The sequence below is a fragment of the Streptomyces sp. H27-D2 genome, from assembly GCF_035828615.1.
Lineage (GTDB): Bacteria > Actinomycetota > Actinomycetes > Streptomycetales > Streptomycetaceae > Streptomyces.
The window spans coordinates 1-22,261 of sequence record NZ_JAYMZR010000079.1 but is presented as its reverse complement, the minus strand read 5'-3'; the positions used below and the strand labels follow the sequence as shown (position 1 = coordinate 22,261).

16 protein-coding genes and 2 pseudogenes are annotated in these 22,261 nt (G+C 72.7%); 6 read left to right on the top strand and 12 right to left on the bottom strand.

From position 1 onward, the window contains the following. Positions 1-12: 12 nt before the first annotated feature. The 4 genes and pseudogenes from QMK28_RS25695 to QMK28_RS25680 form a co-directional block, all read right to left on the bottom strand. Complete coding sequence (locus QMK28_RS25695) at positions 13-1,428, bottom strand: NtaA/DmoA family FMN-dependent monooxygenase (protein WP_326441967.1); 1,416 nt, start codon at positions 1,426-1,428, stop codon at positions 13-15. Between the two features lie 272 nt (positions 1,429-1,700). Then, positions 1,701-2,756 (bottom strand): annotated as a pseudogene (locus QMK28_RS25690) (LLM class flavin-dependent oxidoreductase); the annotation flags it as partial. A gap of 83 nt (positions 2,757-2,839) precedes the next feature. Further along, entirely contained in the window at positions 2,840-4,732 is a 1,893-nt protein-coding gene (locus tag QMK28_RS25685; RefSeq protein ID WP_326441966.1) for an FAD/NAD(P)-binding protein, read from the bottom strand. Then, positions 4,729-5,271 (bottom strand): hypothetical protein, encoded by a 543-nt coding sequence (locus tag QMK28_RS25680; protein ID WP_326441965.1) that lies wholly within the window; start codon positions 5,269-5,271, stop codon positions 4,729-4,731. The genes QMK28_RS25685 and QMK28_RS25680 overlap by 4 nt, the downstream gene beginning before the upstream one ends. 944 nt (positions 5,272-6,215) lie before the next feature. Between QMK28_RS25680 and QMK28_RS25675 the strand changes: the two genes are divergently transcribed. Then, positions 6,216-6,650: a cell division protein SepF gene (locus tag QMK28_RS25675; RefSeq protein ID WP_326441964.1), complete on the top strand. Its 435-nt coding sequence runs from the start codon at positions 6,216-6,218 to the stop codon at positions 6,648-6,650. Positions 6,651-6,738: 88 nt separating this feature from the next. On the opposite strand, the gene QMK28_RS25670 is transcribed toward QMK28_RS25675, so the two are convergent. Next, positions 6,739-8,571 carry an MFS transporter gene (locus QMK28_RS25670; RefSeq protein WP_326441963.1) on the bottom strand — a complete coding sequence of 611 codons (1,833 nt, stop codon included), beginning with the start codon at positions 8,569-8,571 and terminating at the stop codon, positions 6,739-6,741. 478 nt (positions 8,572-9,049) lie between these two features. Here QMK28_RS25670 and QMK28_RS25665 point away from each other — a divergent pair, with 478 nt between their 5' ends. Then, positions 9,050-10,099, top strand: coding sequence for a phosphatase PAP2 family protein (locus QMK28_RS25665; RefSeq protein WP_326441962.1), 1,050 nt, complete (start codon positions 9,050-9,052; stop codon positions 10,097-10,099). A gap of 207 nt (positions 10,100-10,306) precedes the next feature. Here the strand turns inward: QMK28_RS25665 and QMK28_RS25660 are convergent, their stop codons facing one another. Continuing rightward, positions 10,307-10,519 carry an I78 family peptidase inhibitor gene (locus tag QMK28_RS25660; RefSeq protein WP_326441961.1) on the bottom strand — a complete coding sequence of 71 codons (213 nt, stop codon included), beginning with the start codon at positions 10,517-10,519 and terminating at the stop codon, positions 10,307-10,309. 460 nt (positions 10,520-10,979) lie between these two features. Between QMK28_RS25660 and QMK28_RS25655 the strand changes: the two genes are divergently transcribed. Continuing rightward, positions 10,980-11,789: a GvpL/GvpF family gas vesicle protein gene (locus QMK28_RS25655; protein ID WP_326441960.1), complete on the top strand. Its 810-nt coding sequence runs from the start codon at positions 10,980-10,982 to the stop codon at positions 11,787-11,789. A gap of 83 nt (positions 11,790-11,872) precedes the next feature. Continuing rightward, entirely contained in the window at positions 11,873-13,603 is a 1,731-nt protein-coding gene (gene ctaD, locus QMK28_RS25650) for an aa3-type cytochrome oxidase subunit I (RefSeq protein WP_326441959.1), read from the top strand. A gap of 33 nt (positions 13,604-13,636) precedes the next feature. Here the strand turns inward: ctaD and QMK28_RS25645 are convergent, their stop codons facing one another. The 6 genes from QMK28_RS25645 to QMK28_RS25620 form a co-directional block, all read right to left on the bottom strand. Then, positions 13,637-13,804, bottom strand: coding sequence for a hydrophobic protein (locus tag QMK28_RS25645; protein ID WP_326441958.1), 168 nt, complete (start codon positions 13,802-13,804; stop codon positions 13,637-13,639). A gap of 69 nt (positions 13,805-13,873) precedes the next feature. After that, a complete protein-coding gene (locus QMK28_RS25640) occupies positions 13,874-14,926 on the bottom strand; it encodes a WYL domain-containing protein (protein ID WP_443050823.1) in 1,053 nt (350 codons plus the stop codon). 77 nt (positions 14,927-15,003) lie between these two features. Then, positions 15,004-15,912, bottom strand: a complete 909-nt coding sequence (locus tag QMK28_RS25635) for a hypothetical protein (protein ID WP_326441957.1) — start codon at positions 15,910-15,912, stop codon at positions 15,004-15,006. Further along, the gene (locus QMK28_RS25630; RefSeq protein WP_326441956.1) at positions 15,909-17,168 is read right to left on the bottom strand and encodes a glycosyltransferase family 4 protein; all 1,260 of its coding nucleotides are present in this window, start codon (positions 17,166-17,168) and stop codon (positions 15,909-15,911) included. The genes QMK28_RS25635 and QMK28_RS25630 overlap by 4 nt, the downstream gene beginning before the upstream one ends. Positions 17,169-17,332: 164 nt before the next feature. Further along, the gene (locus QMK28_RS25625; RefSeq protein ID WP_326441955.1) at positions 17,333-18,916 is read right to left on the bottom strand and encodes an ABC transporter substrate-binding protein; all 1,584 of its coding nucleotides are present in this window, start codon (positions 18,914-18,916) and stop codon (positions 17,333-17,335) included. Continuing rightward, the gene (locus tag QMK28_RS25620; protein WP_326441954.1) at positions 18,891-19,409 is read right to left on the bottom strand and encodes a hypothetical protein; all 519 of its coding nucleotides are present in this window, start codon (positions 19,407-19,409) and stop codon (positions 18,891-18,893) included. The genes QMK28_RS25625 and QMK28_RS25620 overlap by 26 nt, the downstream gene beginning before the upstream one ends. Before the next feature lie 222 nt (positions 19,410-19,631). On the opposite strand from QMK28_RS25620, the pseudogene QMK28_RS25615 reads away from it, so the two are divergent. Both QMK28_RS25615 and QMK28_RS25610 read left to right on the top strand, forming a co-directional pair. Further along, a pseudogene (locus tag QMK28_RS25615) lies at positions 19,632-20,153 on the top strand (hypothetical protein); the annotation flags it as partial. A gap of 149 nt (positions 20,154-20,302) precedes the next feature. Next, on the top strand, positions 20,303-22,261 hold a 1,959-nt coding region (locus tag QMK28_RS25610; protein ID WP_326441953.1), incomplete at its 3' end, for an ABC transporter permease subunit.

The following is a 22,261-nucleotide window of genomic DNA, read 5'->3' as shown; positions in this document are numbered from 1 at the left end:
TCGGTTGCGAGGTCATGCAGAACGCCGGTCGTCCGCCTGCCGCGGCGACCGCGCCGGCTGCCGGAGCCCGAGGTGCTCGCGGAGCGTCGCGCCCTCGTACTCCGTGCGGAACGCGCCGCGCTCCTGGAGCAGCGGCACCACCCGGGCCACGAAGTCGTCGAGCCCGCCGGGCGTGAGGTGCGGGACCAGGATGAAGCCGTCGGCCGCGTCCGTGGTGACGAACTCGTCCAGCTCCGCCGCGACCGACTCCGGGGTGCCGATGAAGGACTGCCGGCCGGTCGTCTCGATCACCGTCTGCCGGATCGAGAGCCCCTTCCGCTCCGCGAGCGCCCGCCACTTGGCGACGACGGCGCGCGGGTCGGCGACCTTGACCCGGCCCTGGACGAGCTGCGAGTCGAAGTCCGGCTCGATGCCGGGGAGCGGCCCGTCCGGGTCGTACGCCGACAGGTCGCGGCCCCAGACCTGTTCGAGCGCGACGATCGCGGCCTGCGGCGAGACCTGCCGCCGCCGGATCTCGGCGGCCCGCTGCCGCGCCTCGGCGGCGGTGTCGCCGAGCACGAAGGTCACCCCAGGCATGATCTTCAGGTCGTCGGGCTCGCGCCCGTACGCGGCGAGCCGGTCCTTCACATCAGCGTAGAAGGCGCGGCCCGCCTCCAGGGTGCCGTGCCGGGTGAAGATCACGTCGGCGGCCGAGGCCGCGAACTCCCGTCCCTCGGCGGAGTCCCCGGCCTGGATGACCACGGGGTGGCCCTGCGGGCCGGGCGGGACGCCGAACTCGCCGGAGATGTCGAAGTGGCCGCCCCGGTGCGCGAACGGGCGCGGCTCGGCCACGCCGCCCGGGAAGCCGGGCTGCCAGGAGTCCCACAGCTCACGCGCGGTGGCGACGAACTCGGCGGTGCGGGTGTACCGGTCGGCGCGGTCGAGATAGCCGCCGCGCCGGAAGTTCTCACCGGTGAAGGCGTCGGAGGAGGTGACGACGTTCCAGGCGGCGCGGCCCGCGCTGAGGTGGTCCAAGGAGGCGAGGCGGCGGGCCAGTTCATACGGCTCGTTGAAGGTCGCGTTGACGGTCGCGGCCAGACCGAGCCGTTCGGTGACGGCCGCGAGCGCGCTCAGCACGGTGAGCGCCTCGGGCCGGCCGACCACGTCCAGGTCGTGCACCCGTCCCTTGTGCTCACGCAGCCGCAGCCCCTCGGCGAGGAAGAAGAAGTCGAACAGGCCGCGCTCGGCGGTGCGCGCGAGCCCCTCGAAGGACGAGAAGTCGATCTGGCTGCGGGAGCCCGGGTCGGCCCACACGGTGGTGCTGTTCACACCGGGGAAGTGCGCCGCCAGGTGCAGTTGCTTGCGGGGAGGGTGGGGCGCGCGCGGGGAGCGCGGCGCGCGCGGGGGTGTCTTCCGTACGCCCGGCGGGGGGTTCTGGGGAGTGCTCATCGGGTGGCCTCTCGGGCGGCTCGGTCCCGGGCGGCTCGGTCCCGGGCGGGGGCGGGAGCTTGGACGGGAGCGGGAGCGGAAGCAGCGGCAGAGGCAGGAGCTGCGGCACGGTCTCGGGCTTGAGCGGCCTCAGGGACCTGCAAGGCCAGAGAGGACGGCTCGGCCTGCGGCACCTGCTCACCCTGCGGGACCGGCTCGGCCTGAGCGGCTTGCCCGACCGCCCCCTCCCCCCCCCGAACCCGATCCCGAACCCGCCCCCGATTCCCCTCCCCCGCGTACCGATTCGCCGGGCGCGGCAGCCCGAGGTGGTCGCGGAGCGTCGCCCCCGGATAGAAGCGGCGCAGCAGCCCCCGGTGCTGCAGAACCGGCACCGTCCCGTCGACCACCCGGTCGAGGTCCCGTGCCGGGTCCTCGGGGCGCAGGTGGAAGCCGTCGACCGCGCCGTCCGTGTACCAGTCGCCGATCAGGTCGGCGAGGCCGACGGCGTCGGCGGTGGTGGGCAGCGCGACGGGCAGTGAGGCGAGGACCCTGAGCCGGCCCGGCTGCCTGCCGTACGCGGCGGCCCGGCGGCGGAGTTCGTCGCGCAGGACGCGGGCCGTGTCGGGGTCCTCGACCCGTACGAGCGCGACGTCGGCGTGCCGGGCGGCGGCGTCGCGCGAGTGTTCCTCGGTCGCGTCGATCACGGTGACGGGGTGGCCCTGCGGCGGGCGCGGCACGATGGCCGGGCCGCGAACGGTGAAGCGCTCGGCCGCGAAGTCGACGTAGTGCAGCTTGTCCCGGTCGATGAAGCGGCCGGTCGGCAGGTCGCGGATCTCGGCGTCGTCCTCCCAGCTGTCCCACAGCCGGGCCGCGACGTCCGCGACCTCGGCGGCCTCCCGCCAAAGATCATCGTCGGACGCGGCCGGGCGACGCCCAAAGAGCCGTGCCTCGGCCTCGGTCGTCGATACGTCGACGGTCCAGCCGGCCCGGCCGCGGCTCACCCAGTCCAGGGTCGCGACGGCGGAGGAGAGATGGAACGGTTCGGTGTGGGTGGTGGTCACGGTCGGCACCAGACCGATCCGCTCGGTGGCCGGCGCGACCCGCGCGAGGACGGCCAGCGCGTCGAGCCGGGGCCGGGAGCCGGGCTCGGCGAAGGAGTCGTCCAGGGTGACGAAGTCGAGCCTGCCGCGCTCGGCGAGCCGCGCGAGCCGGACGTAGTGGTCCGCGTCGAAGGCGTACGGGGGGCTGTTCGTGGCCCTGTTCAGGACATCGGCGGTAGCGCTGCCGGTTCCGGTGCCGCTGCCGTCGAGCGCGGCGGCCAGATGCAGGGGGCTGGCGGGTACGGACATGGTCGGTCCTCGCAGAGGTAGGCGCAGCGGTAGACGGTGGGAGCGACGGGAAGCGGGAAAGGGAGGCGGCGCGGTGGTCACGCTCAGACGCCGAGCGGCGCGCGACACGAGAGGTCGTGCAGAAAGGCGAGTGCGGCGCGGGCCGTGGCGTCGTTCTGCCGGAAGGCGGGCGCGTTGGTACGGGGCCGGGCGAAGGCCCCCGCGGCGCGGGCGTCGGTGTACGGGCCGATCGCGAACCTGCGCGGGTGCGGGCGGCCCCGGTCGTCGAGGACCCGGCCATCCTCGGGGCTGACGGCGAGCAGCCCGGCGGGGGTGGTGGCCGCGCCGTCCTCGTACAGGAAGCGCAGCAGCGGCTCGCGCGAGCGGGCCACCGACGGTCCGGGCAGCCGGGCCTCGACGAGCGCGCGGGCTTCGACGCGCTCCCCCGGCACGCTCGCGCTGCCCGCCCGGAACACGCCGCGCACCGGGTCGGCGTCGACGGTCGTGTCCGCGCCGAGGAAGCGGACGACGCCCGCGCGGGAGAGCGCGAGCAGTTGCCGCAGCCGGGGTCCTGGCGGGCCGGAGGCGAGGTAGCTGAAGAAGCCGTGCCACCAGCCGCCGAGGTCACCGAGCCGGACCAACTGCCCGTATACGGAAAGCAGCCCGAGGAAGACGGCGAGGTCGGGGCTGTGCGCGGGGTCGTGCCGGCGGGCGAGGTCCGCCTCGATGCGGCCCCGCACGCCGGTCTGCAACGCGTCGCCGTCGGGGAAGCGCAGCCCCGCGAGGGGGTGGTCGAGCGCGTCGAGGTCGAGTCGGTCGGCCGGGTCGGGGACGGCCGCGGCGAGCAGGGCCCGCAACTCGGCGCTGAGCGGCTCGCAGGCGGCGTACTTCTCCTCGAAGTCGGCCCAGCCGACGGTCGTGCGCTCCGGGCGGACGGCGAACAGCCGGTGGTAGTGGGCGAAGCCCAGCTCCTTGTCGACGAGCGGCCAGACGTCCCGCCGGAAGTCGAGCGGCCCTGGCCGCGCCAGCAGCTCGTCGACCTGGGCCGGCCCGAAGAAGCGCGGCAGCGGGGGCCGTTCGCCCTGCCAGCTGTAGCCGATCTTCGAGTGGTACGGGACACCGCGCCGCGAGCCCACGTACAGGACCGGCTCGCGGCCGGACGGACGGTACGTCAGCTCGCCCGTCTCGCCGCCGCCCTCCGCGTCGCCCTCCGCGTCGCTCACGTAGTGTCCGCCGCGCCCCTCGGTGAGCAGCACCATCAGATCGACGAAGGCGAGCCCGAGCCCCCGGACGATGACCGGCTCGCCGGGGCGCAGCGCGGCCAGGTCGCTGTCGGCGGTGAGCTCGGGCGGCAGGTGGACGAGCCGGTGCGCCTTTGCGAAGGCCGCCAAGTCCTGCTGTTCCCGGTCGAGTTCAACGTCCAGGTGGCCGAGGGCCAGCACGACGAGGTCGGCGACGAGCGGCTCGGGGCGGCCCTCCAGCCACACCTGCTGCTTGCCGTCGCGCGGCCCGGCGACCCGCACCGCGCGGCGGCGGTGGAGATGGACGGCGACGCCGGGCGGCAGGGCGGCGAGCGACTGCTCGTACACCCAGCCCAGGTAGGCGCTCTGCAACCGGCGGCTGGCGAAGCTCTGCCCGGTCAGCGCCGCCGCTTCCGCCGCCGGCGCGGGGTGCACGGGCAGCAGGCCGCTCCGGACCCGGGCCGCCCACTCGGCGAGCGAGGGACCGGGGCGCACCGGGCCGTCCTGCGTCACGGACTCGTCGGTGAACATGGTGACGTCCTCGGCCATCGAGTTCATCCAGAGCAGCGGCGACTGTTCCCGTCGCCAGATACGGCCGCCGCCGGGCGGGTGCGGGTCCACGAGATGCAGATCGACGCCGGCGTCGGTCCCGTCGCCTTCGCTGTCGCCGTACAGCTCCGCCGCGTTGGCGGCGATCCGCTCCAGCAGCCCCGTGCCGCGCGGTCCCACCCCGACCACGACGAGCGAGGTCCTCATCGGGAGAACCGCAGCTCGACGTAGTACTGACCGACGCTGAGCACCGAGGTCACCGCGACGTACCAGATGGTGGCGACCAGCGGCAGCGGGATGATCCGGTACGTGCGGTGGTAGACGAGCTGCACGGAGTAGAGCAGGTCCTGCACGGAGTAGAGCAGGTCCTGCACGGCGATGACGGTGCCGAGCGCGAAGCCGAGCACCACGACGACGGTCGTCAGCCACAGCGTCAGCCCGAGGCCGCGCAGCACGGCGGCCGTGCCGAAGCAGTCGCCGACGACGTCCCACTGGAACGCGTCGTTGCGTACGACGGAGTCGGCCACCATGGCGAGCAGCAGGATGACGGCGGTGGCGGCGACCCACTGACCGGTGCGCCGCACGGGCACGATGCGCGGCTGGGCGGGGGGCTCGGCGGGGGACTGATCAGCGTCTACGACTACGACTGTGGCTTCGGCTGTGGCTGCGCCAGGAGCGCTGTCAGCGGCGGCTTGAACCGCAGGCGGCTCGGGATTCCGGCGGAGGGCAGGCGGTTGTGCGGGCATGCGAAGGCTCCGTGGATGCAGAGATCGAACACGGGAATCGATCGCCCTCACAGCACGCGGTACGCGGAGCACGGACCGAGCCCCTCAGCACGCTCCGGTCCTGAGGCTATGCGCTGCCCACGGTCGGCTGTCAACGTGTGTCCGCACTGTGAGCCGAGCCGCACGGCGCGCCGCGCGCCCTCCGCCACAGGGCAGTTGACGAGGAAACGGATGCCTGTTCCACTGAGGCCATGTATTCAAGGCAGCGGCTGGTCACCCGCGCCCACATCGACTTCGGTCGCGTGTGGTCGTCTTCCTGTTCGAGCTGACGCCCTGCCTTTGAGCCCGCCCGTCGCGGCCGGCCGGCATCCGCGCGCTTTCCCCGCGCCTTCACACACGCTCACGCTGTAGCGGTACCCCCTCCCCTCGCTCTGCCCGGCCGCGGCGCGCCGCGCCGCCCGGCCCACTCCGCGGCACCGCCCTCCTCGCGAGCGCGACCGCCGCCGCGCTGACGCTCGCCCTCGCGGCCCGCGGCAGTCCTGACCCGGCTGAGAACGGCACCTACCAGCGCATCCTCAAGAAGTGGGGAACAACACTCTCAGGCATCAAGAAGTCGCGGATCAGCCCGCCCGAACTGAGCTGACGCCTCGTGAGGAGCGGGCCGTCGGCTGCTCCTCGGCAGCCATCGCGTGTCGGCTTTCAACGGCCGACGCAGTGTCAGAAACCCTCCGCTCGCGCGCCCGTTCACCCGAACGCCCGAATGGTCACCCAAACAGCCAATCGGACTATATCCATCGCTCCGTCAGCATCTGTACCCAGCAGGAATCCTGATCGGCCGCCACCCGTTTGTGCACCAGTACCGTCACGAATCGCCTGCGCGACGGCTATCCACTTGGCACATCCTCTGCATCATGCACGACGATAGAGGTGCGGAACGTACACACCGCGTGCGAGAGGAGGCGTCCATGGGATCGGTGCGCAAGGCGAGTGCTTGGCTGGGCCTCGTCGACGACAGCGATGACGAGCGCTACTACGACGACGATTACGCCGAGGGGCCCGAGCCCGGAGATGCCTGGGTGACCGACCCCCGCGTGCGGGTCGCGAGCGAGGCCGCGCAGCACACGGGCACCCGTATCGCCACGGTCACCCCGGACAGTTTCCGGGACGCCCGCGGCATCGGAGAGCTGTTCCGGGACGGCGTCCCGGTGATCGTGAACCTCACCAGCATGGAGCCCGCCGACGCCAAGCGCGTCGTGGACTTCGCGGCCGGGCTGACCTTCGGGCTGCACGGTTCGATCGAGCGGGTGGCCACCCGCGTCTTCCTGCTCACGCCCACCGACTACCAGGTGGTCAGCGGTGAAGCCCGGCGCGCGAGCGGCGGCTTCTTCAACCAGAGCTGACCGCCGGCCGGGGCCGTCGGCCGAAAGGCCGGCCCCGGAAGGCTTTCAGCCCAAGCCCTACGAGCGCTTCGCCCGGCCGGGCGAGGGCTCAGCGGCCGCGGGCCGCCTCCGCCACGGCCGGCTCCCGCCGCGCCGTGCCACCCCGAGGTTCACTGCCTCGGGATTCACTGCCCCGGGTTTCATTGCCTCGGGACTCGCCGCCCCGGGACTCGCGGGCCAGACCGAGCGGCTCCCGCGCCCTTCGCCGCCGAACCCGTCGCTCTGACGACGCCGACGGCGACAGCGCCGCCGCCGTCGCTGGCTCGTCGTCCGCGCGCTCCGAGCAGTCCATCAGCCGTGGCAGCCGCAGCGCCGCGAGGGCGCCGAGCAGCAGCATGCCCGCGCTGACGATGAGCGTGACATGCAGCCCGTGCACGAACGACTCGCGGGCGGCGGAGCGCAGCGCGCTGCCGGCGGGGCCGCCGAGCCGTCCGGACACCTCGTACGCCTCGCCGAGCGAGTTGCCCGCGGCGTGCCGGGCCGCGTCCGGGACGCCGGGGACTCCCGCGACGCCCGGCGTGTAGGCCGCGTTCATGATGCTGCCGAGCAGCGCGATGCCGATGCCCGCGCCGAGCTGATAGGACGTCTCGCCGATGGCCGCCGCGCCGCCCGCCTGTTCGGCCGGGGTCTCGCTGAGCATCGATTCGTACGCGCCGAAGAGGGTGACCTCCAGGCCGAAGCCGAGCAGCAGGAAGGCGCTGGTCAGCAGCTCGGGGCGGTCGTACTGCCCCATGACGGTCAGCAGCAGTACGGCGGCGGCGGTGAGGACGAAGCCGAGCGCGACCATGGCGCGCGGCCCGAAGCGGTGCAGCATCCGGGAGCCGAGCAGCCCGGCGGCCATCGCCGCGAAGGTGAGGGGCAGCAGCCTGAGGCCGGTCTCCAGCGGGCTGAACCCGAGCACCAACTGCAGATACTGCACCGCTATGAGTTCGAGACCGACGAGCGCCAGCATCGCCAGCACGATGCAGCCGACGGAGGTGCAGAACGCGGGCTTGGAGAACATCCGCAGATCGAGGAGCGGGTGGGTGAGCCTGCGCTGCCGGCGTACGAACAGCGCCAGCAGCGCGCCGCCGAGCACCAGCGCGCCGAGGGTCGCGGGGCCGAGCGGGTCCTCGCCGCCGCCGAGCCGCTTGACGCCGAGGACGACGGCGAGGATTCCGCAGGCGGCCAGCAGTGCGCCGAGCACGTCCCACGGACCGTTCTGTCCGCCGCGGGACTCGGGCAGCATCCAGCGCGCGAGCGGCAGCAGGACCGCCATCAGCGGGAGGTTGACCAGGAAGACAGAGCCCCACCAGAAGTGCTCGACGAGGAAGCCGCCGAGGACCGGGCCGATCGCCGCGCCGACCGCGGCGACGGCGCTCCAGATGCCGATGGCGAGGGCGCGCTCGCGCCGGTCGGGGAAGACCTGGCGCAGGATCGAGAGTGTCGCGGGCATGATCATCGCGCCGCCGACGCCGAGCAGGGCACGGGCCCCGATCAGCGCGAGCGGGGTGCCCGCGAAGGCTGCCGCGGCCGAGGCCACGGCGAAGAGCGCGTAGCCGAGCAGCAGGATGCGGCGGCGGCCGACCCGGTCACCGAGGGTGCCGAAGAGGATCAGCAGGGACGCGGCGGCCAGCGGGTAGGCGTCGACCATCCAGAGGAGTTCCATCGCGCCGGGGTGCAGGTCGGCGGTGACGGCGGGGACGGCGACATGCAGCACGGTGGCGTCGAGCGCGACGACGAGCAGACTCACGCACAGCACCACGAGGACGCTCCAGCGGTGGGCGGGGCCTCGGCCGCCGCGCTCGCCGGCTGTGCTGTCCCGGCTGTCCCGGTCTTCGCGCCGACTCTGCCTGGGGACGTCCGCCGGCTTCGAAGTGCCGGCCGTGGTCGTCCCGGTCATGTACGCACCTCCGCAGTGTTGCGCTCGCGGCCGCACCGGGCGGGAAGCGGTCCCGTGAACCCCGTGGCCCTGGCGAGTGAGACGTCAGAGTACGCGAGTCGCCACCCGACTCGTGTGGCTCCCCTCACGTTGAGACCCAGGTCGCACCATCGGCCGCTCCCGCGGCTCCGGACGGCTCCGGCGCAGGCCACCGTGTGGAGCCCCGCGCCATTCCATGATCGTTCCCCCGCCGGTCCGCCGGCCGCTCCGGAAACGGCGCGGAACGCGCGGGCCAATCATTGATAAACGCGGGTTTACGGAAAAAGATAAAACCCAACGAGCATGACAAGTCCCATGTAATGGCGGAATGCAAAGCTCCACGCTTTTCCGCTATCGACCGTCGGCAAAGTGTTGAGTCAGTCACACTCCACATCACATCGTCATTACAAAAAGGCCTGTTCGACCGAACTCACCCATCACGCGCTGTAACGTCGATTCGGTGCGTACCAACGACAAGCTCGCGCTCCAGGATGAGCGCCCGACCGACCGCGACCTGCCGCGGATGAGCCGAACACGCCTCTGGCTGTTCGGCTCAACGCTGACGGCCTACACGGCCATCGTCGTTGCCGTCCTCACCACTTCCTGGCTGGTGACGTTCGACTGGCAGATCATGCTGTTCCGGCCGTACAAGCAATGGCCCGACCTGCACGCCTTCCTGGACGCCTTCGTCGTCCTGGGACAGCGCGGCCCCACAGCGGTGGCCGTCGCGGCATGGCTGGGCTGGCGGACCTGGCAGCAGCGCAGCCTGCGGCCGATGCTCGTGCTGGGCACTTCGCTGCTGCTCCTGAACATCACCGTCGGCGCCGCGAAGATCGGCATGGGGCGGCTCGGCCCGCACTACGCGACCACCGTCGGCTCGGCCGAGATGTTCGCCGGCGGGGATATATTTCCGTCCGGACACACCGCGAACGCCGTGGTCACCTGGGGTGTGCTGGCCTATCTCGCGACCACCAAGCACGCCCGGCGACTGTCCTCGGTGATCGCGGCCCTGGCCGCCCTCGGCGTGGGCATGACCACGATCTACCTCGGCACCCACTGGCTGAGCGACGTACTGCTCGGCTGGGCCGCCGGCCTGCTGGTGCTGCTCGCCCTGCCGTGGTTCGAGCCCGCCATGGCCCGTGCCAACGCCTGGCTGATGGCCATGATCCAGCGGCTGCGCGAATCCTCGTCGCTGGCGTCCGCGCCCCTCTCGCCGGTGCCCGCCATAGCGCTGGCCGCTTCCCTCCCGATGGACGGGAACCGGGGCGAAGGCCATGAGCAGGACCAGGAACAGCCCGCCCGCGAGCCGGTCGGCGTCTCGAACCGGTCCGCCGGCGCCTCCCGCGTCCCGGACGGCTGGCCGCACCACCCGCCCCGGCCGCATACCACCCGCTCCGAGCGGTCCCCGGTCACCCCCACCGGCAGCCGCCGGCCGCCGCACTCGGACCGTACGCCGCGCAGCGCGCCCCTGGGCCCCGTCACCGGGCGCGGGCGCACCGCGGGCGGCTGAGAGGCCCCACAGCAGCCGCGGGGACGGTACGCACACTCCTCTCCCCGCGGCGCCGACCCGGCACCCAGGCTCCGACCGCCCCACAGGGCGCGGCCGGGGCCTTTTTCCTGTCCGCTCCCTGTCCGCTCCCTGTCTGTTCCTTGCCGCTCCCGTCCGCTCCCCTGTCCGCTTTCCCGGCCGCGCCCAGCCGCGTACGGGGGCCGACCCTCAGCCCTTCCAGCAGCGCCGTACGGTGCCGTCCTCGACCTCGAAGTTCAGCCTGCCGCCGAGGTACTCCATCGTGATGATCGTGCCCGGCGGGAGCGCGCGGACCGTGGTCCAGCCGCGCTCGCGGGCCCGCCGCTCCGCGTGTTCGTTGTCGAGACCGATGTAGGACTCGGGCTCGTCGGCGGGCTCGTAGGGGTTCTGCACAGGTGCCATGCCAGCCACCGTAAGCCGCGCCGGACAAGGGCGGAAGGCCGGGCCGACGCACTGGTTCTTCCGTTCCGGGTGCCCCACGGGTCACACTTGTGTCACAGCCGCCCGTGCCCCGTTTGCGGTAACGCTCGTCACTCGTACGGGGCTTCTGTGTACGTTCCGCACACCCCGAAAAGCAGCCCGCATTCACCGCCGGGATACCGCGCGGAAATGCCCGCGGAGACCGTTCCTATTCTCCGGATACTTCGCCGGACTTCACCGGCGGCTCCGCGGAAATGCCCCCGGCGTCCGCATTCCGCCCCCGGCCGGAATCGGGAGCAAGCGCACAGGTAACACACAATTCCCACACACCTCGACCCTCGGAAGCGGATCGGGTTTGGCCGGACGGCTACGCGGTACCCGGCGCACCGAGGCGCACATCCCGGACACCGAAGACACAACGGACAGGCCCGGAGGAGTCGGAGTGAGCACCTACCTCTATGGCATCACCCGCACCGATCACCCAGCGCTGCCGGAGCGAACGCCCGGCGTCGGCGACCCGCCGTGCCCGGTCCGCGCCGTCCGGCAGGGCGAGCTGGCCGCGCTGGTCAGCGACTGCCCCGCGGAGCCGCCGACCGAACGGCGCGACCTGCTGGCGCACCAGCGTGTGCTGACCGAGACGGGCAGCGCGGGGGTCGTACTGCCGCTGCCGTTCGGCACGCTGTCCGAGGACGACGAGAGCGTGCGCGCGCTGCTCGCCGAGCGGCCCGAGCACTACCTGGAGCAGTTGCGCGGGCTCGACGGCCGTATCGAATACAACGTGAAGGCCGTGCACCGCGAGGAGGCCCTGCTGCGCCAGATCGCCGAGCAGGAGCCCGGGGTGCGGGCGCGGCTGGAGGCCGACCGGGCTGCCGGCGGAGGCTCCCTTCAGGAGCGGCGGCAGCTCGCCGAGCTGACCGCGAACGCCGTACGGGCCCGCGAGGTGCGCGACGCCCAGCAGGCCGAGCGGCTGCTCGCGCCCTGCGCCGACCTGCACACCCCGGGCGGCGAGGGCGCCGGCTGGCTGCTGAACCTCTCGTTCCTGCTGTGCCGGGACGCCACCGAGGACTTCGTCGAGGCGTACCGGAGGCTGGAGAAGGACAACCCGCGGCTGGAGCTGCACATCACCGGCCCGCTGCCCCCGTACAGCTTCGTACGCCCCGCGCACGCGGACCGCACCCCGCACGCGGACCGGCGCGAACACGGGCGCCGGGACCGGCCAGGCCGGAACCCGGGTGGCCCGAGCGGCTCCTGACGCACCCTCGCGCAATCGATCGCCCGCGAGCATCATGGCTGGAGCCCGAAGCCCGGCACAGCTCACAGCGCGAGGGGGCGCAGATGGGAACCGAGACCACCGCGGCGACCACAGGGCCGGTGCGGCCCGCACGGGCGCGCGAGCCGGGCAAGGTGCTGGTGGACTGGCTGACCACGACGGACCACAAGAAGATCGGCCACCTCTATCTGGCGACCTCGTTCGTCTTCTTCCTGATCGCGGGCGTGCTGGCGCTGCTGATGCGCGCTGAACTGGCCCGCCCCGGGCTTCAGCTGATGAACAACGAGGACTTCAACCAGGCGTTCACGATGCACGGCACGATCATGCTGCTGCTGTTCGCGACGCCGACCTTCGCCGGGTTCGCCAACGAGATCATGCCGTTGCAGATCGGCTCGCCCGATGTCGCCTTCCCCCGCCTCAACATGCTCTCGTTCTGGCTGTTCCTGTTCGGCGGGCTGATCGTGCTCGGGAGCCTGCTGGTGCCCAGCGGCGGAGCGAACTTCGGCTGGTTCGCGTACGCGCCGCTCAACAGCATGACCCGGTCGCCGGGCATCGGCGCGGATATGTGGATCATGGGCCTGGCGCTGGCCGGCTTCGGCACGATCCTCGGCGCGGTCAACTTCATCACCACCATCATCGGCATGCGCGCACCCGGCATGACGATGTTCCGGATGCCGGTCTTCACCTGGAACGTGCTGTTCACCTCGATCCTGGTGCTGGTCGCCTTCCCGGTGCTCGCGGCGGCGCTGCTGTGCCTGGAGGCGGACCGGCGGTTCGGCGCGGTGGTCTTCGAGGCCCAGTACGGCGGCGCGCTGCTCTGGCAGCATCTGTTCTGGTTCTTCGGGCATCCGGAGGTCTACATCATCGCGCTGCCGTTCTTCGGCATCATCAGCGAGATCATCCCGGTATTCTCCCGGAAGCCCATCTTCGGCTATGTGATGCTGGTCGGCGCGACGATGGCGATCACCGGGCTGTCGGTGGTCGTCTGGGCGCACCACATGTTCGCGACCGGCGCGGTACTGCTGCCGTTCTTCTCCTTCATGTCCTTCCTCATCGCGGTGCCCACCGGAGTGAAATTCTTCAACTGGATCGGCACCATGTGGAAGGGATCGCTGTCCTTCGAGACGCCGATGCTCTGGGCGATCGGCTTTCTGGTGAGTTTCCTCTTCGGCGGTCTGACGGGCGTCATCCTCGCCTCGCCACCGCTCGACTTCCACGTCACCGACAGCTATTTCGTCGTCGCGCACTTCCACTATGTGGTGTTCGGGACCGTGGTGTTCGCCACGTTCGCCGGATTCTATTACTGGTGGCCGAAGTTCACCGGGAAGATGCTCGACGAACGGCTCGGCAAGGTACATTTCTGGACGCTGTTCACCGGGTTCCACACCACGTTCCTGGTACAGCACTGGCTCGGCGTCGAAGGCATGCCCCGCCGGTACGCCGACTATCTGGACGCGGACGGCTTCACCGCCCTCAACACGCTGTCCACCATCGGGGCGTTCCTGCTGGGGCTCTCGACGCTGCCATTCCTCTACAACGTCTGGAAGACGACGAAGTACGGCAGCGTGATCGATGTGGACGACCCCTGGGGATTCGGCCGCTCGCTGGAGTGGGCGACTTCCTGCCCGCCGCCCCGGCACAACTTCCTGACGCTTCCCCGCATTCGCTCGGAATCGCCCGCGTTCGACCTGCATCACCCGGAGGTGGTGCAGGCCGAACGCGCCGCGGACGCCGAATCCGGTGTGGAATCCGGGACCGGATTCGGCGCCGGTCCGGATTCCGGACGCAACGGTTGAGTCACCGGTCGGCCAACCGGTCAGGTCACCGCGCTACCAGCGGTACCAGCGAGCCCTCGTTCCTCCCGTAGTGCTGCGCATCAGGAACCCGAGCAGCCAAATGACGAGCACCGCTATGGCGACCCACCACAGCACCTTCAGAGCGAATCCGGCGCCGAACAGAATCAGCGCGAGAAGCAGGACCAGCAGAATAGGAACCATCGTTGGCACCTCCTCGGGCACCGGGTGCCCCGAAATCCGTGAACCACACCTCGGCGGCGTACGGGTCGCTCAGGCGGGCCCGTACGGCGCTCCGTGCGGCGCTCCATCCGGCGCGGAATCCGGCGCCGGCGTCGGGTCCCGCTCCGGCGCCGGCTCGGGCCGCGGCTCCAGCGACCGGCTCAGCCGGTCCCTCACCTCCCGTACCCGCTCGATGAGTTCGGGCGGCTCGCGCACCTCGAAGTCGAATCCCGTCATCGCGATGTGGAACACCATGGCGTCGAGGCTGAACGCCCCGGTGCGCAGCAGACAGCTGGTGTCGTCGACCACTTCCAGCAGGCCGTCGTGGGGGGAGACGCGCGTCGCCGCCTCCGCCATGGACACCCGCAGCAGCACGACGGCCGTCTGCGCGTAGGTGCTGATGGACACGCCCCGCGAGACGTACTCCGCGAGGTCCTCGGCCGGCGGCGGGCGCGGCTCGAAGCGGGGGCCGTGCGGCGGGGTCGGGGTGATCCGGTCCGCCCGGTAGGTGCGCCAGTCCGCCCGGTCGACGTCCCAGGCGACGAGGTACCACCGGTGCCGGGTGCACACCAGGCGGTGCGGCTCGGCGGTGCGGCGGGTGACCGAGCCGTTGTGGTCCCGGTATTCGAAGCGCAGCCGCTCCTGGTCCCGGCACGCGTACGCGAGCTCGGTCAGGGTGCCCGCCTCGACGGTCGGCCCGCGCGATCCGCCGAGCATCGGCACCGTGAAGGAGTTGAGGGCGGCCACCCGGCGGCGCAGCCGGTTCGGCAGGACCTGCTCCAGCTTGGCCAGGGCGCGCACCGAGGTCTCCTCGATGCCCTCGACGCCGCCGCCGGCCGCGGTGCGCAGGCCGACCGCGACGGCCACCGCCTCCTCGTCGTCGAGGAGCAGCGGCGGCAGTTCCGCGCCGGCGCCGAGCTGGTATCCGCCCGCGCTGCCGGGGGCGGAGTGCACGGGGTAACCGAGCCCCCGCAGCCGGTCCACGTCACGGCGTACGGTGCGCGGCGTCACCCCGAGCCGGTCGGCGAGGGCGCCGCCGGACCATTCGCGGTGGGCCTGCAGCAGCGACAGCAGGCGGAGCAGACGTGCCGAGGTCTCCAACATGGCCGAGAGTCTGCCAGCCGTTGAGGACGGTAACGGTCCTCAACGCCCTCGGCGGGCAGGGCGCTCGGCCCGGCGGGTCAGACCGTCGGGGGCGCGTCGATCCGTATCGACAAGTCGTTGTCCACCGTGTAGTACGGGCCGGCCTGGGCGTCGCCGTACGGCGCCTTCACCGGTGAGGCGGGGTAGCTGAAGATCAGTTTCTTGTCGGCGACATCGTCCAGGATGCGGGCGACGCGGACCGCTTCCGGTTCGTGGTCCGCCGCCGCGTCGGCCTCGGCGGCCGGGAGCAGCCAGAGGTCCCACGCGTCGGCGCCGCCCTCCCAGTGCTCCGCGAGGCCGGTGTACGGGAGGGTGAAGGAGAAGTCCGGTCCGTCGGCGACGACCGGGACCGTGAGCTCCAGCGACGGGTCGCGGCGGCAGCGGGCCAGTGCCCGCCCGCCGGGCGGCTGGCCCGTTCCGTACAGCCGGCCGTGCACGGTGGCCCCGTGCTCGTCGACGAGGATCTCGCCGGCCTCGGCGTGCGGTCCGCGCAGCCAGCTGCGCAGCGCCAGGTTGCCGGCCTTGGTCTCGTACGGGATCCGGACGCCGAGCAGCCCGACGCCGCTGCCGGGCTTGCGGTCGACCAGCGAGCGGAGGTCGTTGACGCCCGGCAGCAGCCGCTGCGGCTCGGCTTCGCCGACGGCCGCGAAGGCGTTCCAGCGGCCTTCGGGCAGCCAGACGGTGCTGGGCAGCACGGCGCGCAGCAGCCCCACGGCCGCCGGGGCGAGCGGGAGCCGTACCTCGTCGGCGGAGCTGTCCCCGCCGCGCCGGCGCAGCACGAGCGCCGCGCCCCAGGCGAGCGCGTTGTCGGTGGCGGTGCGGTCGGCGATGTCGAAGGTGATCCCGCCCGCGGAGTCCGCGATGCAGTCGGCGCGCGGGGGTGTCGGCACGGTGGTCGTCTCCTTGTCGGTGGTGGGGGCCGGGGGTGCGGCGGGGGCGGCGTTCATGCGGCGTATCCGGTGCCGAACGCGCCGCTGCCCGCGTCCTTGGCGGCGTACGCGCCGCTGAGCAGCGTGCCGCGGGCGCGTTGCACCCTGCCGCGCAGCCGTCTGCCGCCGCTGTGCGCGACCAGGTCGCCGAAGAGCGACGCGTAGCGGCCCGCGACCTCGGAGGGGTCGTAGCGGGCGGAGTCCGTCAGGGCCGCGCGGCCCATCCGCTGCCGCAGGTCGTCGTCGTTGATCAGTTCCAGCAGCGCGTGGGCCATCGCGTCCGGGTCGCCGGGGCGTACGAGCCGGCCGTCCACGCCGTTCCGGATGATCTCGCCGGGGCCGTGCGGGCAGTCGGTGGCGACCACCGGCAGGCCGCAGCGCATGGCCTCGACGATCGTCATGCCGAAGGACTCCAGGCTGGAGGTGACAGCCGCGATGGAGCCCTTGGCCCACTCGGGTTCCAGCGGGTGGGCCGGCCCCATCAGGAAGACGTGGTTGTAGAGGTCGAGTTCGTCGATGAGGGCGCGCAGCTTGGCGCGCTCGGTGCCGCCGCCGTAGATCCGCAGCCGCCAGTCGGGGCGTTCCGCGACGACCTTGGCGAAGGCCTGGATGAGCAGGTCGTAGCGCTTGACGGGAGCGAGTCTGCCCGCCGCGACGACCCATTTCCCGGTGCCGTCGGCGGGGCTGAGGCCGGGGTCGGGGACGCTGTTGGGCACCGATTCGACCCGGACGCCGGGCAGCCGCAGCTGGCCGCGGTAGGAGCGGGCGTCGGCCTCGGTGACGGTGGTGACGGCGTCGAGCCGCGGGTACTGGCCGCGCAGGGTCCGCTTGAGCGGCTTGGAGTGGGTGTCGAGGGTGAGGTGCTCCTGCCCGACCCGGACGACCCCGCGCCGGGCCTGCCGGGCCACGTGCACATTGAGGCCGGGCCGGGTGCCGACGACGACGTCCGCTTCCAGCCGCTTGAGGTGCCGGGCGATCCGCCGGTCGGTGAGTTCGCTGTACTGCCCGTAGCGGCCCTCGGCCTCGGGGAAGACCTTCGCGGGGCGGGCGTGGTCGGCGTCCTCGCCCTCGTAGGTCGCGCTGCCCTTACGGATGTCGACGAGGTGACTGAGCCGCACCCGGGGTCCGGGGTCGAACACCGGCTGGTCGCGGTGCCGGAACACCGAGACGATCTCCACTTCGTGCTGCTCGGCGAGCGTTCTCGCCAGGTTGTACGTGGTGCGGATCGTCCCCCCGATGCCGTAGGCGTTATGAATCAGGAATGAGATGTGCATCCGTCCCCATATCCCATCGTTTACCCGCGGACGTACGCACTCGTCCGCCTACCAAGGGGTTAGACCAGGGAAGAGGGTTGCAGGTTGGGTCTAATCACCATGTTGTGGCACAAGCGTTCGCAAATCGGTAGCCGGCTGCGGGAACTTTTCTTCACCTGGGCACCTCAAGGCCGGTACGGGAGCTGCGGCACCATGAAGCAATTGCGGGCCATGTCGCCCCCCTGTGTCACCCAACCGCCCTGCCCCCGCCGCGCACGGTCCTGCCAGCGAGCCACCGACAGGCAACTGCGCCGGGTCTTCGGCGGCTCGGCGCGGCGCTCGTACGACACGGGCAGCAGCAGGCCCCGCGCGGTGTACGGCTCCTGGCGCTGGAGGAACCGCTCGACGCAGCCGCGAGTGAGCCGCCCGCCGCCGACGTCCGGGCCGGCTGTGCCGTCCGTGCGATCCGTGCTGTCCGTGCCGTCTGTGCGATCCGTGCCGCCTGTGCCGGCCATGCGATCCGTGCCGCCTTTGACACAGGAGGTCGCCGCGTCGGTGAACCACATGGCCGCCGCCCATCCCTCCAACTGCCACTGCGAAAGGTTTCCGCTCCCCGGGTTGCCGCGCATCCCCGCGCGAAACTCCCGGACCGCCGGATGACCGGTTTCGTCGTAGTTGCGGCTGGCGCCCGTCACCCACAGCGCGTTGCGGCAGGCCGGCGCGCCCTTGTAGTCGGCGGGCACCGAGTCCGACCAGTTCTGCACATTGGTGACCTTGGCGGTCAGCCGCACGCCCGCCGCGTCCAGCGCCTTGCACAGCTGCGCGTTGCCATGGGTGTCCATCGCGTCGAAGACCAGATCGACGTCGCGGGCGCGCAGGTCCGCGGCGGCGGCCGAGAAGTTCGGCAGCGCGAAGTCCAGCTGCTCGCTGACGACCCGGTAGCCCTCGGCCTTCAGCCCCCGCACCAGCAGCCGGGCGTAGGCCGCGGAGGCCGCCTGGTTGTAGGACACCACGGCGGCCGTACGCGCGCCCCGCTCGCGCTTGAAGTAGCGGTAGACCTCGGTGCCGCCGTACAGCTCGCCGCCCCAGCCCGGCTTGCCCTCGCGCGGCGCCTGGCTGCCGTAGACGCCGTACAGATGCGGGTACGTGTCGTACGCGGCCCCGATCGGCTGCCCGCCGACGTCCGGCACGCCCGCCTTGCTGACCTGCGGCGCGCCCGCGTAGTCCAGCGAGCTGGTGGCGACCAGCGCGAAGACCTCGTCCTCCTCGACCAGCCGCTGGACGCACTCCTGATTGCCGACCCCGCTGCCGCCGTCGTCGCAGGTGACCACCTCGACCGGACGGCGGCCAGCGATCCCGCCCTTCTCGTTCAGCGCCTTGAAGAACGCGCGCGCGCCGTCCCGCGGCCCGCTGAACGCGCCGCCGCCCACCGGGCTGGTCGCGCTGGTGATGATGCCGATCCGCACCGGCTCACCGCGCGCGGTCCCGTCCGGACCGCGCCCGCCGCCGCGCTCCTGCTCCGCCCGGCTCCCCCGGTGCTCGAAGTCGCGCTCGGGCAGCCGGCTGCCGCAGGCGGCGCTCAGCAGGAGCAGGGCGGCCAGCAGGGTCCGTACGACCGCGGTGCGCACGGCGGTCGGGCGCGCGGACGCCGCCCGCCGTACGAGCGCCGTCCGCGCGACGGGCGTCAGCGGGCACCGCGTCCGTACGCACCGCGTCCGTACGCACATCATCCGTACGGACCCGTCAGCAGCCCGGTCCCTTCGGCGCATTGCCGCTCAGCTTCACCAGGGCGCACAGGGTCTTCACCGAGACCTTCCACACCTTGTCCTGCCGCACGGACGTGCCGGCGGCCCCCGGCAGCGCGGTCTGCCCCTTGAGCATCAGGGCGTACCGCACGTCGGCCTCGGTCGGCGAGCTGAACGTCACCTTCGAGACCTTCGCCTCGACCTGACCGCCGCGCTTGTCTCCGTTGAACCCCTTGAGCACCGGCTTCATCCGGTCGCCGTCCTCCAGCACCTTCAGCTTCTCCGCCTCGGGGACGGCCGGGTCGAAGAACTTCCGCCAGTTCTTCGCCACCTGCTTCTTCGCCGCCGCCGGGTCGCTCGGCGCGCTGCCACCCGCCGTCGAGGGCTCCCCCGTTTCGTCGCCGGGTGTCTTCGACGGCGTCGCCGACGCCTTCGGCGGCCGGTCCACGCCGCCGCTGTCATCACCGCAGCCGACCGCACCCGACCCGAGCAGCAGCACCGCCGCCGTACACACCATGGTCCGCGCAGCAGTCCGCGCACGTCCCCGAAAAGCCATCTGCCTCACCACCGAACGTAGTTGAGCCATCGGACGATCGGGACTGTCGACCTGCCGCCCCACAAGGCATAGTGCATCCCATCGGTCGAGATGCACAGACATCGGAACCCGGGGGGCCGGATGCGGACACCTCGTACGACCATCGCCCAGTGGAGCGGATGGGCGGTCCTGGCCAGCGGAGCGGTGCTCTGCGCGATCGGCTGGTACGGGGTCTCCGGCGAGCGCTTCGCCGAGCGCCAACTCCCCTACCTGGCCTCCTGCACGGCGCCCGGCGCGGCGCTGATCGTGGCCGGCGCGCTTCTGCTGGCACGCGGCGACCAGGGGCTCGCGGCGGCGCGGATGGAGGAGCTGTACGGGTTGCTGGTCGCGGCCGACGGTGAGTTCGGGGAGGACGGGGTGGTGCCCGGGGCGGCGGGGGCTTCGCCGGTGGGACCGGGTGGACGGAGCGGCTTGGCCGGGCAGGGCGGGCCGGTCGCGTCGGGCGGGCCGGTCGCGTCGGGCGGATCAGCCGCCGGATCGGCTGCACCCGATGGATCGGCTGACCCCGTCCTCCGCTTCCTAGCGGTACCCGGAGGCGCGCTCTTCCACCGGCCCGGCTGCCCGTTGGCGGCGGGCAAGCCGGGAGCGACGGAGGTCGGCGCATCCGAACGGCGGGAGCGGGACTTGACCCCCTGCCCGGTGTGCGAGCCGCCGCCCGATCCTGCGGTGGGGGTCGGGGAGCGGAGCGGAGACGGGGCCGGAATCGACGGCGGGGCCGGGGCGGACGCCGGACGAGAGGCCGGGGCGGACGCCGGACGAGAGGCCGGGGCGGACGCCGGACGAGGGGGCCCCCACCCCCCGCCAAAGGCATAGCCATGGCAGGGCTCTCCTACGAACTCACCCTCGCCGGGCTCGCCGTCGGCAGTGCCGCCGCGCTGACGGGGATCGGACTGATCGTCACGTACCGCGCGACCGGCGTGCTCAATCTCGCGCACGGCGCCATCGCCATGGTGTGCGCCTACGCGCTGCGCCAGTGCGCGGTCGACTGGGGCTGGCCGCTGCCGCTCGCGGCGGCGGCCACGCTGCTGGTCGTGGCGCCCGGCCTCGGGCTTCTGCTGGACCGCGCCGTGTTCCGCCCGCTGGCCGCCGCCCCGGACCCCGATCCGGCCCGCGCGCTGGTCGCCTCGCTCGGCGTCTTCATCCTGTTGATCGGCGCCGCCACCCTGCTGTGGGGAACCGGCGCGCGGGCGGACGCGCCCGCGTTGCTGCCCGCCGACCCGTGGGTGCAGCTGGGACCCGCCGTCGCGCTGGCCGCCGCCGTCACCGCGGTGACCCGGTGGACCCGGTTCGGACGCGAGCTGCGGGCGGTCGTCGACAACCGGCGGCTGGGGGCGTTCGGCGGTATCGACGCCGACCGGGTGGCGGCGGCGGGCTGGGCGTTCGGGGCGTTCACGGCGGGGCTGACCGGGGTGCTGCTGGCTCCGTACGTACGGCTCGACCCGTACGGTCTGCCGCTGCTCGTGATGGAGGTGATGGCCGTCGCGGTCGCGGCCCGGCTGCGCAGCCTGCCGGTGGCGGTGGGGACCGCGCTGGTACTCGGCGTGGCGCAGAGCCAGTTGACCCGGCTGCACCCGCAGGGGCGCGCGGAGCCGCTGCTGCAAGCGGTCGGGGCGAACCTCTTCGTCGTCGCCCTGCTCGTCGCGGCCCTCGCACTGCCCCGTACCGGCTCCGCCCAGGCCCTCGCGCCGGCCCGCTCCCGTACGCGCAGCCGCGTGCGGACCATGAGCCCCCGGCTGCCACCCGGCAGCCGGGTCGCCCGCGCCGTCCTCTTCCTGCTCCCCCTCGGCTTCGCGGGCAGCGATCCGCACACGTCGGTGCAGGTGCCCGCGCTCGGGGTCGTGCTGCTGTCGCTGGTCGTCGTCACCGGTCGGGGCGGCCAGATCTCGCTGGGCCAGGCCGGCTACGCGGGGCTCGGCGCGCTGTTCACCGCGTTGCTCGCGGCGGGGCGCTTCCCCGGTCTGCCCGCGCTCCCCGAACTCCTCGCGCTGGGCGTCTCGGTGCTGCTGGTCGCGCCGCTCGGGCTGCTCACCGGATGGCCCGCGATCCGCCGGCACGGCCTCGCGCTGGCCCTCACCACGCTGGCGATCGGGGTCGCGGTCAGCCGCTTCGTCTTCGACCAGCCGTACGCCACCTCGGGCCTCGGCCTCGACCGCCCCGCCGGGTTCGCCGCCGACCGCGCGTACTACGCCCTCGAACTCGTCCTGCTGTGCTGCGCGCTGGCCGTCGTCACGACGCTGCGACGCGGGCGGTACGGACGCGCGCTCGCGGCCATCCGCGACCACGAGGCGGGCGCGGCGGCGGCCGGCGTGCCGGTGCCCGCCTTCAAGCTCACCGCCTTCGCCGCCGGGGCGGCGCTGGCCGCGCTCGGCGGCGGGATGCTCGGCATGGGCGTACGGGCCTTCGACGCGGCGGCCTTCGACCCGGTGCGCGGGCTGCTGTGGTTCGCGGCGGTGGTGGTCATCGGCGCCGACAGCGCACTCGGCGCGCTGGCCGCGGCGGGTCTCCTGGTGGGCCTCGACGCCGGGGCCCACACCGGCTGGTCCGCGGCCGTCATCGGCCTGCTCGCCCTGCTGGTCGGCCGCTTCCCGGACGGCCCGTACGAGGCGCTGCGCGCGCTGTGGCTGCGGGTCGCCGTCCCACCGGCTTCGGCGCCGACCGCGGTGACGCCTTTGGGGGTGCGGACGCGGGCCCGGTTGACGGCGGGCGCTCGCGCGACGGGGGCGGCGCGCGCGGGCGCTGGCGCGCCGGGGGTCGGGGACGCCCTCCCTCCTGAC